The organism is Xanthomonas vasicola pv. musacearum NCPPB 4379, from assembly GCF_000277895.2.
In the GTDB taxonomy this organism is placed as follows: domain Bacteria; phylum Pseudomonadota; class Gammaproteobacteria; order Xanthomonadales; family Xanthomonadaceae; genus Xanthomonas; species Xanthomonas vasicola.
The window spans coordinates 3338478-3350975 of the sequence record NZ_CP034655.1; the positions used below are offsets into that span (position 1 = coordinate 3338478).

10 protein-coding genes and 1 tRNA gene are annotated in these 12498 nt (G+C 61.6%); 1 reads left to right on the forward strand and 10 read right to left on the reverse strand.

What is annotated here, in order from left to right; all coding sequences use genetic code 11:
* The first annotated feature begins 441 nt into the window (after positions 1 to 441).
* Positions 442 to 1233, forward strand: a complete 792-nt coding sequence (locus tag KWO_RS15550) for a winged helix-turn-helix transcriptional regulator (RefSeq protein ID WP_010380616.1) — start codon at positions 442 to 444, stop codon at positions 1231 to 1233.
* Between the two features lie 522 nt (positions 1234 to 1755).
* On the opposite strand, the gene KWO_RS15555 is transcribed toward KWO_RS15550, so the two are convergent.
* The 10 genes from KWO_RS15555 to lspA all read right to left on the reverse strand — a co-directional run bounded on the left by KWO_RS15555 (position 1756) and on the right by lspA (position 12193).
* Positions 1756 to 2142, reverse strand: coding sequence for a DUF805 domain-containing protein (locus tag KWO_RS15555; protein WP_010365837.1), 387 nt, complete (start codon positions 2140 to 2142; stop codon positions 1756 to 1758).
* Positions 2143 to 2565: 423 nt separating this feature from the next.
* A complete protein-coding gene (gene radA, locus KWO_RS15560) occupies positions 2566 to 3957 on the reverse strand; it encodes a DNA repair protein RadA (protein WP_010365835.1) in 1392 nt (463 codons plus the stop codon).
* A 224-nt stretch (positions 3958 to 4181) separates the two neighbouring features.
* Positions 4182 to 6062, reverse strand: coding sequence for a M61 family metallopeptidase (locus tag KWO_RS15565; RefSeq protein WP_017113041.1), 1881 nt, complete (start codon positions 6060 to 6062; stop codon positions 4182 to 4184).
* A gap of 167 nt (positions 6063 to 6229) precedes the next feature.
* On the reverse strand, positions 6230 to 6565 hold the full coding sequence (gene cyoD, locus KWO_RS15570; RefSeq protein ID WP_010380620.1) for a cytochrome o ubiquinol oxidase subunit IV: 336 nt from the start codon (positions 6563 to 6565) through the stop codon (positions 6230 to 6232).
* Positions 6565 to 7197, reverse strand: a complete 633-nt coding sequence (gene cyoC / locus KWO_RS15575; protein ID WP_010380622.1) for a cytochrome o ubiquinol oxidase subunit III — start codon at positions 7195 to 7197, stop codon at positions 6565 to 6567. Before cyoC ends, cyoD begins: the two co-directional genes overlap by 1 nt.
* On the reverse strand, positions 7194 to 9194 hold the full coding sequence (gene cyoB, locus KWO_RS15580) for a cytochrome o ubiquinol oxidase subunit I (protein ID WP_010365827.1): 2001 nt from the start codon (positions 9192 to 9194) through the stop codon (positions 7194 to 7196). Before cyoB ends, cyoC begins: the two co-directional genes overlap by 4 nt.
* Entirely contained in the window at positions 9194 to 10129 is a 936-nt protein-coding gene (gene cyoA / locus KWO_RS15585) for a ubiquinol oxidase subunit II (RefSeq protein ID WP_010365825.1), read from the reverse strand. Before cyoA ends, cyoB begins: the two co-directional genes overlap by 1 nt.
* 363 nt (positions 10130 to 10492) lie before the next feature.
* A tRNA-Thr gene (locus tag KWO_RS15590) sits at positions 10493 to 10568 on the reverse strand.
* Positions 10569 to 10657: 89 nt separating this feature from the next.
* Positions 10658 to 11608 (reverse strand): 4-hydroxy-3-methylbut-2-enyl diphosphate reductase, encoded by a 951-nt coding sequence (gene ispH / locus KWO_RS15595; protein WP_010380624.1) that lies wholly within the window; start codon positions 11606 to 11608, stop codon positions 10658 to 10660.
* A gap of 66 nt (positions 11609 to 11674) precedes the next feature.
* Positions 11675 to 12193, reverse strand: a complete 519-nt coding sequence (gene lspA / locus KWO_RS15600; RefSeq protein ID WP_010365821.1) for a signal peptidase II — start codon at positions 12191 to 12193, stop codon at positions 11675 to 11677.
* Positions 12194 to 12498 lie beyond the last annotated feature (305 nt).

The window sequence follows — 12498 nt, forward strand, 5'->3', positions numbered from 1 at the left end:
TCGAAGGGAGCAGGCATATCGCGCCGGCGCATCGCGACCGACATATTCCTGGAACGCGCAATCGCTGCACGAATCGTAATAGATTGGTCTAGACCTTGGTAACCCAAGTCTCTGGTTGCACCCGTCACCGCTGCAGCGCCAGTACGCCTGCGCAGCAAGGCGCCCAGCCAGACATGCCCGTTATGTAAGAGCTCTGTTACGCCTAAATGAGCGCAGGCTAAAGCCGCTGCTCACAAATCAGAAGAAGCGTGCGCAAGGGTGAAACTTTCCGCTCTCGCAATGGTACATACCATTCATCCGGTTCCGCCGGACCTCCCTTCGACAGCCGACTGGTCCCACGATGCATCGATCTCTTCATATGGGTTTTGTCATGGCATCGGCTGCACTGCATGGGCATCCGGCCTGCGAGCGGAATGTGCGCTGCCACGGGAGGGCCGGCTGATGCACGACCATTGCCCCCCCAAACACGGGTCGGCGTTCCTGTTGACGCAGGACGCGCGCCTGGCCTCACAGGTCAACGCCAGCCTTGCACCGCTGTCGCGCAATGTATCGGTGTTTTCCGATGAACTGGAGCTCCTGCGTTCGCTGCGACATTCGCCTTGCGAGCTGCTGATCTTCGATGCCAGCTGCGTTGCCTCCGACGACAGCTCGCTGCTGGCCTGGCAGCGCTGCCATAGCGGTCAACCCACGCCGTTGATCGTGCTCGGACGCTTCGATTGCGCCAACGACATTCTTAGCTGGTATAGCGCAGGCGCGCAGGAGGTACTTGCACTCCCCGTCAATTCGCACGAATTGCAAGTGCGTGCGGCCCTGGCGGTGTCACCGGTGACGCATGCCTGCCCGGAAACGCAGCAACTCAGCGTTGGCCCATACCAGTTGATACGCGACGAAAATACGGTGTACCTGCATGGCAAGCCGATCGTGTTGACCGCACGCGAGTTCTCGATTGCATGGCTGCTGTTTTCCAGCCCCGGCGTGTGCTTCCGGCGTTGCCAGCTGGCCAAGGCAGTGTGGGGCAGCCACACCGAATTCACCGACCGCACCATGGAGCAGCACATCTACAAGCTGCGCAAGAAATTGCAGCTCAGCAATCACAACGGCGCAGTGCGTATCAGAACCGTGTATTCGCATGGCTACAAGTTGGAGCTCGCGCTGCACGACAAAGATGCAACGACGATGAGCAAGGCTGTCAGCCCGAGTCTCAGCCCGGCACATCGCACAGCTGCCTGCTGAGCAAGCCCACCGCTGCAGGTGCGATCTGGGGTGCGTACTCTTGCGATGGCTCACCTTTGCGTGCGCTGCAGCGAGCGTTTCGATGACACTGCGTGCGTTGGCACGCTAACGACGACAGGATAATTTGCAGGCGCATTTCATCCGCGTGCTGCGCCGTGAATCCAGTGCGGTCTGTACCCACTCAGCTGCATCGCTCATTACACAGCCCGGTACGCTTGCTGATCAGCATTGCTGCATCAGTGGATTGCTAATGCGCATGGCAGTGACGAATGACGCCACCTGCTGCGACGAGACTCCAAATTCAAACTTGCGGCGAGCACGCGGCTGCGTCGCCGTGTGCCTTTATTGTGGTCCGATGCGGACGTACCGATCTGCAAAGCGCGGCCTTACTGGCGAACGTGATGTGCAAAGCAGTGATGTTGCGCCTATACCCGCCGCCGCGCAGCAGCCCGATCCGCGTACCCCACAACGACAACGGCGCAGGGAATCCCTGCGCCGTTGTCTGTTCTCATGAAACGCGAGTTACTGCTTGGGATTCTCGCCGTACCGGTTCGGGCCGGGCGTGCCTTCGATGCACATGAAAACTAGCAAGATGAACGCACCGACGTACGGCACCAGGCAGATCAAATAAAACCAGCCGGACTTGTCCTGATCGTGCAAGCGACGCACCGTCACCGCGATGCCCGGCACGATCAACGCCAACACAAAGAGCATGATCACCGCCAGGATCAGCCATGTCAGCGCGCCGGGACCATTTTCGCCGCCCATCAATGCTGCTGCGACGCCAAACAGGCCGCCAAGCACGATCAGCACCAACGTCTGCATCAGCGCGAACATCCAATATTCCTTGCGACGCGAGCGACCATTGAAGTCGGCGTAGCGCTTGAGCGGAAGCAACATCCATTCCATCGTGATTCTCCTGAAAACGGCAGTGAGCAGTGTCTGTGATCCGGTGCACAGTGCAACGGGCCGCGCATGTTGCCATAGCCGCACTCTTTCTGAAAACGCTTTCTCAACAGGCAAATGCAAATTCTGGCGATTGTCCGACAAATGGCTTGCGGGCGTCTGATCGCAAGCAACGAACGAAGGCAATCCACTGACCTCGGGGCGCCTGGAGGCGCGCCGTGTATTTCTCGCCCGCCGGTTCCGGGGATCGCCACCGCAACCGCGGTTATCAGCTAGCCGACCGATCTTCGATGACCGGACCGCAGCCAGCCGGAGCGATGCCAGTACGCCGCTGCCGACAATGGCCGAGGCAGCGCCTCGGCCATTGTCGGCAGGTTGCTGAACTCACCAATTGCAAAGTCCGCGCCGCAGCGGACCGCATAAGCGTCAGTCGGCCGCCGCTTCCAGCGCCTGGCTCAAGCGCTCCACCGCAATGATCTCCATCCCCTTGATGCTGGTGGTCTTGGGCGCATTGGCGCGCGGCACGATGGCGCGCTTGAAGCCATGCGTCGCGGCTTCCTTCAGGCGATCCTCGCCGTTAGGCACCGGGCGGATTTCGCCGGACAGCCCCACTTCGCCGAACGCGATGGTCTTTTCGGACAATGGCCGGTCGCGTAGCGACGACAGCACCGCCAGCAGCACCGGCAAATCGGCCGCGGTTTCCTGCACACGGATGCCGCCCACCACATTGACGAACACGTCCTGATCGCCCACCACGATGCCGCCATGCCGGTGCAGCACTGCCAGCAACATGGCCAGCCGGTTCTGCTCCAGCCCCACCGCCACACGACGCGGATTGGACAATGGCGACGCATCCACCAGCGCCTGCACCTCCACCATCAGCGGACGGGTGCCTTCGCGGGTGACCATCACGCAACTGCCCGGTTGCTGGGTGCTGCCGCCGGACAGGAAGATTGCCGACGGGTTGGAGACTTCCTTGAGTCCCTTCTCGCCCATCGCGAACACGCCTAGCTCGTTGACTGCACCGAAGCGGTTCTTAAACGCGCGCAACAAGCGGAAGCGGCTACCACTTTCACCTTCGAAGTACAGCACCGCATCGACCATGTGCTCGAGCACGCGCGGGCCGGCAATGCCGCCTTCCTTGGTCACATGGCCGACCAGAAACACGGCGGTGCCGGTTTCCTTGGCATAGCGCACCAGCCGCGCTGCGCTCTCGCGCACCTGACTTACCGAGCCGGGCGCTGCGGTCAGCGATTCGGTCCACAACGTCTGCACCGAGTCGGCCACGATCAGCTTCGGACGCGCCACGCTGGCGTGCTGCAGGATGTTCTCGATACCGGTTTCGGCCAGGGCGTTCAGGCCTTCCAGCGGCAGATCCAGGCGCACCGCACGCCCGGCTACCTGGGCAAGCGATTCTTCGCCGGTGACATACAACACCGGCAACGTGGAGGCCATGCTCGCCAGCGCCTGCAGCAGCAGCGTCGACTTGCCGATGCCCGGGTCGCCGCCGATCAGCACCACCGCCCCTTCCACCAGCCCGCCGCCCAGCACCCGATCGAATTCGCCAATGCCCGTGGAGACGCGCGCCTGCTCGGACTGCTGCACGTCCTTGAGCGCAGTGATCTTGGGCGCTTCGGCCTTGCCGGCCCAGCCGCTACGCCGCGATGCTGCTGGCGATGCCTTGCCGCCCGGCGTCGCGCTTTCAAGCACGATTTCGCTCAGCGTGTTCCAGACCCCACATTCGGTGCACTGCCCCTGCCACTTGTTGTACTCGGCGCCGCACTCGCCGCAGACATAGGCCGTTTTCGCCTTCGCCATTGTTTTTGCCCATCGTTGCTGGAGCAGCAGGATAGTGGCTGACGGTCTCAGCGTGCGCGACGCAGGCCTTTGCGGCATCGGGAATCGGGAATCGGCGACGTGCTGACGCATCGCGCAATGTTTACCAGCTGCGCTCACACAACGACGGCATGACCGGTGAGGACCGGCCATGCCGCTTGGATTCCACTGATCCCACGCCGGTCAACGACGTGGGAGTGCGCCACTTAGCGCGCCTTGTACAACTCGCTCAGGCGATCCGGCTTGCCGGCGATGCGTTCCAAATGCGGATACAACAGACCGCCGTGGTAATCCAGGCGCACGGTCTCGTAGCGGTCGCCGCGCTTGACCAGCAGTTCAATCGGCGCGGTGGTGCCCTTGGCCGCCTTGATCGCATCCTTGATCACATCTGCGCTAAAGGCGCGGCCGTTGACTGCAACGATGCTATTACCATTGATGATGCCGGCATTGAACGCCGGGCTGTCCCACAACACCTCGCTGACCTCGCCCGACCCCTCCAGCGAAAGGCCCAGCGAATAGGTCAGGCTGACGTCTTTTTCGTTGCTCTCGTAGGTCTTGATGACCAGGTTCGGCTCGTCGTTGTAGACCAGCTTCCAGCCGTTGGCTTCGATACCGCCATTCAACGAGCCGTACCCGTCCATGCGCTCGCGCAACAGGCTGGCCCAATCGTAGGCCACCACGCCGTTGAGCGTGCTCACGATGTCGTCGAAGGTGTATGGGTTGACGTCCCAATCGCCGTTCTTCATGCCGAAGAACGCCTTGGCGAAATCGTCGATGGAACGCTTGTTGTTGGTGAGCGCGCGCAGCTTGCTGTCCACTTCCAGCCACATCATCTGGCCGCCAGAGTAATAGTCCTCGCTCATCTGATAGCTGCGGTACGCCTTCGACCGCCGCATCGACATGGTCGGGTCGTTGGTGGTGTCCTGCACCGTGCGCCAGGTCATGCCGGGGCGGCCACGCTCATACGTTGCCGCGACGCCGGCCAGCATGTCGCGTGCCTGGTCCTGCGTCCACAGGCCTGAACGGGCAGCCACCACTTCGCCCCAGAACTGGGTCTGGCCTTCGTACAACCACAGCAGGCTGTCGCCCATCGGCACATTGAAGTTCGGCGTTGCCAGGTCGGCGCCACGGCGGTACTTGCCGTTCCAGGAGTGATTGAACTCATGCGACAGCAAATCGCGGCCGGTCCAGCTCTTGTCCCACTCGGTGAAGTAGTTCGGCGGGCCGCTATTTTCGCTGGAACGGTGATGTTCCAGGCCGATACCGCCCAGCTTCTTGGTCAGCGCCAGCAGGAATTCGTAATGGTCGAAGTGACGCGCGCCGTACAACTTGTCCATCTGCTGCACCAGCGCAGCGTGCGCCTTGATCTGCTCGGGCTTGGCCTCCAGCGATTTGGCTTCATCGGCGAACACATTGAGATAGACCGGCTGCTTGCCGGTGCTCAACTCCACGCGCTTGTAGTACTTGCCGGCGAACATCGGCGAATCGACCAGGTCGTCGAAATCGATCGGCTTGAAAGTCACCGTGTCGCCAACACGACGATCGGTTTCCAGTGCGGTGGCATAGCTCCAACCAGCAGGCAGCGTGACGCTGGCCTGCGCCTTGATGTTGCGCGCGAAATAACCGGCCGGGTACAGCGCGGTAGTGTTCCACTGCAGGTTGAGCATCTCCGGGGTCATCATCACCCGGCCCTGGTTGCCGGCCTGCGGCGAGAGGAATTTGAACTCGGCGGTCAGCTCGGTAGCGCCCTGCGGCACGTCCACCTTGAATGCATAGACATCGAACTGGTCGCGTTTCCATGGCACGACCTTGCCATCGACCTTGATCACCAGACCGGCGAGCTTGTCGATCGGCCCGGTCGGCGAATGATTGCCGGGAATCCACTGCGGGTATAGCAGCGTCATCGAGCCCGGCTTGGCCGGCATAGTGGTCTTGACCTTGAAGATGCGGTGGGCCAGATCGGTGGCATCCACGTCGATCTTCAAGGTGCCGTCGAACGGCACATCCTGCGGCGGTGTGGTTTGCGCAGCCGCAGGCAGCGACAACGCCGCCAACAACGACATGGACAACAGGGTGGGCATTTTCATCGCAACTCCGCAGGTGACCTGGAACAGGCAAGCCCACGATGCTAAGCGCCTGCCTGTGCTTCCCCGTATGCCATTGGTCATGTTGCGGGCGATTGACCGTAAAAAAAGGCCGCCAATCACTTGGCGGCCTCTTCTTCAACATTGCTGCGATCCGGCGTAGCGCCGTCTCAATGCATCATGTTGACGTTCATGTTGTGCAGCACCCAGAGCGAGCCGACGATCACGATGCCAATGATCAGCAGCGAGAACAAGCCCACCTGCACGTTGGAACGCTGCTCCGGGGTGCGGTCCATATGCAGGAAGTACACCATGTGCACCAACATCTGCACCGCGGCCATGACCGAGATCACGACGACAGTGACGCCCTTGGAGAACGCGCCGCTCATCACCATCGCAAACGGGATGACGGTGAGGATCACGGCCATCACAAAGCCGATCAGGTAGGACTTCAACCCGCCGGCGTGTGCGTCGGCAGCGGTTTCGGTGTGGCGGTGATTGGCCATTACAACGCTCCCAGCAGATAGACGACGGTAAACACACCGATCCAGATGATGTCCAGGAAGTGCCAGAACAGGCTCAGGCAGGCCAGACGCGTGCTGTTGCGCGCGGTCAGACCGTTCTTGGAGATCTGGATTACCAGCACCGCCATCCACAGCAGGCCGGAGGCCACGTGCAGACCGTGCGTACCCACCAGGGTGAAGAACGCCGACAGGAACGCACTGCGGCTCGGGCCGGCACCTTCATGGATCAGGTGGTTGAACTCCCAGACTTCCATGCATAAGAAGCCGATACCCAGCAGCGCGGTGACGGCCAGCCAGCCGTACAGGCCGCCCATCTTGCGCTTGTGCGCGGCAATCATCGCGAAGCCGAAGCTCAAGCTGCTGAACAACAGCAGGAAGGTTTCCACCAGCACGAACTTCAGGTCGAACAGCTCTTTCGCAGTCGGCCCGTCCACCGTGGCCCCGGAGAGCACCGCATAGGTGGCGAACAGACCGGCAAACAGCAGGCAGTCGCTCATCAGATAGACCCAGAACCCGAAGACGGTGTTGCCACCGCCGTCGTGATGCTCGTGGTCGTGATCGTGGCCGCCCGCGTGGGCGGCGTGGTCAAGCGTGGTCGAGGAAGCCATGGTCATACCACCTTCGCGGCCTGCGCCGCCTGTTGCTGTTCGAGCAGGGCGAAACGTGCGTTTTCGATGCGCTCCACTTCGTCGGCCGGCACCCAGTAATCGATGTCGTCATCGAACGTACGTGCAATGAAGCTGCCGATCATGCCCACCAGGCCGATGATGGCCAGCCACCAGATGTGCCAGATCAGACCGAAGCCCAGCAGCACACTGAAGGCACCGATGTAGACGCCTGCGCCGGTGTTACGCGGCATGTGGATCGCTTCGTACTTGGACGGACGCACCCAGCCCTTGCCATTCTGTTTGTCGGCCCAGAACTGGTCGCGGTCGTCGATGTGCGGCAGCACGGCGAAGTTGTAGAACGGCGGCGGCGACGAGGTTGCCCACTCCAGCGTACGGCCATCCCACGGATCGCCGGTGTAATCCATGTGCTCCTTGCGCTTCCACACGCTGTAACCGATCTGCACCAGGTTCAAGAAGATACCCATGCCGATGATTGCAGCACCCACCGCAGCCACGTACAGCCACGGCGCCCACTCGGGGTGGTTGTAGGTGTTCATGCGACGGGTCATGCCCATGAAGCCGAGCACATACAGCGGCATGAAGGCCACGAAGAAACCAATGATCCAGCACCAGAACGATGCCTTGCCCAGCTTTTCGTTGAGCTTGAAGCCGAACGCCTTCGGGAACCAGTAGGTCAGACCTGCCAGGTAACCGAACACCACGCCGCCAATGATCACGTTATGGAAGTGCGCGATCAGGAACAGGCTGTTGTGCAGCACGAAGTCCACGGCCGGAATCGCCAGCATCACGCCGGTCATGCCGCCGATGCTGAAGGTGATGATGAAGCCGATCGTCCACAGCACCGGCGCGGTCATGTGCACACGGCCTCGGAACATGGTGAACAGCCAATTGAAGATCTTCACGCCGGTCGGAATCGAGATGATCATCGTCGTGATGCCGAAGAAGGCATTGACGTTGGCACCCGAGCCCATGGTGAAGAAGTGGTGCAACCACACCACGAACGACAGCACGCCGATGCACGAGGTGGCGTAGACCATCGAGGTGTAGCCGAACAGACGCTTGCGGCTATAGGTCGCAATCAACTCGGAGAAAATACCGAACGCCGGCAGGATCAGGATGTAGACCTCCGGGTGACCCCAGATCCAGATCAGGTTGACGTACATCATGGCGTTGCCGCCACCGTCGTTGGTAAAGAAGTGCGTACCCAGGTAACGGTCGGCACCCAGCAGCGCCAGCGCCACGGTCAGGATCGGGAACGCGGCAATGATCAGGATGTTGGTGATCAGCGCGGTCCAGGTGAAGATCGGCATGCGCATCAGGGTCATGCCCGGTGTGCGCATCCGCATGATCGTCACGAAGAAGTTGATGCCGGTCAGCAACGTGCCTAAACCGGACACCTGCAACGCCCAGATGTAGTAATCGACACCGACCCCTGGACTGTATTCCAGCCCGGACAACGGCGGATACGCCAACCAACCGGTCTGCGCGAATTCACCGACACCCAGCGAGATGTTGATCAGCGCCGCACCGGCCACGAACAGCCAGAAGCTCAGCGAGTTCAAGAACGGAAACGCCACGTCGCGTGCGCCGATCTGCAGCGGCACGATGAGGTTCAACAGGCCGGTCATGAACGGCATGGCCATGAAGAAGATCATGATCACGCCATGCGCGGTAAAGATCTGGTCGTAGTGATGCGGAGGAAACACGCCTTCGCCACCGTTGCCGACCAGCGCCTGCTGGGTGCGCATCATCGCCGCGTCGGCAAAACCGCGCAGCAGCATGACCAGCGCCACGATGATGTACATCACGCCGATGCGCTTGTGATCCACCGAGGTGAACCACTCTTTCCAGAGATAGCCCCACAGCTTGTACTTGGTGATGGCGCCCGCGATGAGCAGGCCGAGCAGGCCGGCACCACCCAGCGCGACCATAATGATCGGCTCGTGGTACGGAACTGCCTCGATGGTGAGTTTGCCTAGCATCACTTGTCTCCAGAAGTGCACATGGCGACCGGCTCTGTCGCCGATGCCTGATGGTCGCCGTGGCCTTTACTGTGGCCCGGACCATTCATGTATTTTTCGACCAGCGAGCGGAACATGCCGTCCTGCACCGACGAGTAGTAGGTGACCGGATACTGTTCCTTGTCGTTGCGATTGGCGGCCAGCACCTGGTACTCGGCAGCGTTCAACGTGGTCGGCGAGGCCTTGACCTTGGCCACCCACGCAGCGAAGCCGGCCTGATCGGTGGCATGCGCCTTGAAGCTCATCTTCGAAAAGCCGTGGCCGCTGTAGTTGGTGGACAGGCCGAAGTATTCGCCCGGCTCGTTGGCCACCAGATGCAGCTTGGTTTCCATGCCTGCCATCGCGTAGATCATGGTGCCCAGGTGCGGAATGAAGAACGAGTTCATCACCGTGTCGGAGGTGATCTTGAAGTTCAGCGGCGTGTGCACCGGGAACGCGATCTCGTTGACAGTGGCGATGTTCTGGTCGGGATAAATGAACATCCACTTCCAGTCCAGCGATACCGCTTCGATGGTGATCGGCTTGACGTCCGAATCCAGCGGCCGGTACGGGTCCAGCGCGTGCGACGAGCGCCAGGTCAGCACCGCCAGCACCAGGATGATCACGCACGGGATCGACCACACCACCACTTCGATGGCGGTGGAGTGCGACCAATCCGGCTCGTAGCGCGCCTTGGTGTTGGATGCGCGATATTTCCACGCGAACGCAATCGTCATCACGATCACCGGGATGACCACGATCAGCATCAGCACCACCGAGGTGATCAGCAGTTGCTTTTCGTCGTGGCCGATCTGGCCTTTCGGATTGAGGATGGCCGAGTTGCAGCCTGCCAGCAGCAGGAAGGGCAACATCAGACCTGGACGAAGTAAACGCCCGAGCTGTTTCAGCGGAATCATCGGTCGATCCAAGTGCGAAGGAACGCCAGCCTCGTTCGTCGTATCCGTCCTGGGATGTTCCCGACGCAGCTGTCTTCCTAGAGGAGATGCACTGCGCAGACCGAAGACACGGGTTAGCGCAGTAATTTTAGTCTTTGCTGCACCTGCACGAAACCCATTGGCAATGATCTGACGCAATAAAAGCGCGCCAATTTGTGCGACATGTTGTCGCAGCGCAGCGCGAGGCAAGAAATGCACCGTTGCGTTCGCAAGGGGGGGGCAGGCCTGCAAGCGTGCAATGCATGCGAGAACTAAGTGAAACGCCACGTTTTCAACGCTTCAAAACGCAACTGGGCCGGCATACGCCGACCCAGTCTTGGAGCGTGGTGCCGGAAATAGGAATCGAACCTACGACCTACGCATTACGAATGCGCCGCTCTACCAACTGAGCTATTCCGGCTAGCCGTGAATTGTAGGAGCGCAGCGGCATCCGGGTCAATCACTGCAAGCGCCGCGTCTTGCCTGCACCGTCGTGCCGGAGCCGGCGCGTCAGCTGACCAGACGCAACCGCAGTTCCTTGGGCAGTGCGAACACCATCGATTCCGGCTCGCCTTCCAGCTCGGAGACGCCATTGGCGCCCAGTTCGCGCAACCGCGCCAGCACGCCATCGACCAGCACCTGCGGCGCAGAGGCACCGGCGGTCAGACCGATATGCTGCTTGCCGACGATCCAGGCCGGGTCGATCTCGCTGGCGTTATCGATCAGGTAGGACTCCACACCGTCACGCCGGGCCAGTTCACTCAGCCGGTTGGAATTGGAGCTGTTCGGCGAACCCACCACCAGCACCAGATCACACTGGCGCGCCAGATCGCGCACTGCGTCCTGGCGGTTCTGGGTGGCGTAGCAGATGTCGTCGTGGCGCGGCCCCTGCATTGCCGGGTAGCGCGCACGCAAGGCCTCGATGATCCCCATGGTGTCGTCCACCGACAGCGTGGTCTGGGTGGTGTAGGCAAGATTTTCGGGCTGGCGGACATCGAGCGTGGCGACCTGCTCGATGTCTTCGACCAGGTAGATGGTGCCCGGGCCGCGTTCGCGGCTCCAATGCCCCATCGTGCCCTCCACTTCCGGGTGCCCGGCATGGCCGATCAGCACCACGTCGCGGCCGGCCCGGCAATGCCGCGCCACCTCGAAATGCACCTTGGTCACCAGCGGGCAGGTGGCGTCGAACACCTTCAATCCACGGCGCTCGGCTTCCAGCCGCACCGCCTGCGAGACGCCGTGCGCGCTGAAGATCACCGTGGCATCGTCGGGCACCTCGTCGAGTTCTTCGACGAAGATCGCGCCGCGCTGCTTGAGGTCGTCGACGACGAAGCGGTTGTGCACGACCTCGTGGCGCACGTAGATCGGCGCGCCCAGCGTTTCGATCGCACGCTTGACGATCTCGATCGCACGGTCGACACCGGCACAAAAACCACGGGGATTGGCGAGCAGGACATCCATGGCGGGCATTCTACGGGAATGGGGAACAAGGGGTCGGAGCTGGCGGCAGTCGCGAGCAGGCAGGCTTCAGCGCAGATTCCCGGTTCCCGACTCCTGCTTGCCGGATTTGTCGAACAGGCCGAACACGGCGATGCCGATCGCCCCGCCCACGATTGCCGAGTCGGCGATGTTGAACGACGGCCAGGTGTGGCTACCGATGTACCACTGGATGAAATCCACCACGTGGCCATGCATCAGCCGGTCGATCACGTTGCCGATCGCCCCGCCGATCACCAGCGCATACGGCAGCGCGCTGCGCCAATGCCCGCGCGCGGTGCGCGAGAGCCAGAACGCCAGCAGGCCGCTGATACCCACCGCCAACGCGGTGAAGAACCACAACTGCCAGCCGCCGGCATCGCTCAAGAAGCTGAAGGCCGCGCCGGTGTTGTAGGTGCGGTACCAGTTCCAGAAACCGTCGATCACCGGCACCGGGGTGTACTCGGGCAGGCTGGACAGCACCCAGGCCTTGCTCCATTGGTCCAGGCCGACCACCAGCGCGGACAGCAGCAGCCAGATCAGGGCGGAGGGTTTGGGTCGTTGACTCATGTCGAAAGATCGCAATTAGTGGCCACTGCTCCGATGCCGGGAGAAGATGCCTGGATGGAGGTTGTGACCGGAATGGCGGAAAACATGACGAAGGCTGTCGCGCAGACAGGCGAGGATGGCACGGACGGTTCAACGAACAGTCCTACCCCGCCCCACAACGTGCCCCAAGCTTCAGAAAAGCCAGACGCATGCGCATAGCTGCGGCACCCGCTTCGCAGCAGCCCAGACTACCAGCCGGATGAAGACGGACTGCGCCAGGGCGAGACGACCACAGTGCGCGGCGATCGCTGCCACGCACTGCCGCG

Coding starts and splice junctions, on each gene's coding strand:
- cyoD (WP_010380620.1), bottom strand. CDS start 6,565: ATGGCCAATCACCGCCACACCGAAACCGCTGCCGACGCACACGCCGGC.
- KWO_RS15555 (WP_010365837.1), bottom strand. CDS start 2,142: ATGGAATGGATGTTGCTTCCGCTCAAGCGCTACGCCGACTTCAATGGT.
- ispH (WP_010380624.1), bottom strand. CDS start 11,608: ATGGATGTCCTGCTCGCCAATCCCCGTGGTTTTTGTGCCGGTGTCGAC.
- cyoA (WP_010365825.1), bottom strand. CDS start 10,129: ATGATTCCGCTGAAACAGCTCGGGCGTTTACTTCGTCCAGGTCTGATG.
- cyoC (WP_010380622.1), bottom strand. CDS start 7,197: ATGACCATGGCTTCCTCGACCACGCTTGACCACGCCGCCCACGCGGGC.
- KWO_RS15565 (WP_017113041.1), bottom strand. CDS start 6,062: ATGAAAATGCCCACCCTGTTGTCCATGTCGTTGTTGGCGGCGTTGTCG.
- lspA (WP_010365821.1), bottom strand. CDS start 12,193: ATGAGTCAACGACCCAAACCCTCCGCCCTGATCTGGCTGCTGCTGTCC.
- radA (WP_010365835.1), bottom strand. CDS start 3,957: ATGGCGAAGGCGAAAACGGCCTATGTCTGCGGCGAGTGCGGCGCCGAG.
- cyoB (WP_010365827.1), bottom strand. CDS start 9,194: ATGCTAGGCAAACTCACCATCGAGGCAGTTCCGTACCACGAGCCGATC.
- KWO_RS15550 (WP_010380616.1), top strand. CDS start 442: ATGCACGACCATTGCCCCCCCAAACACGGGTCGGCGTTCCTGTTGACG.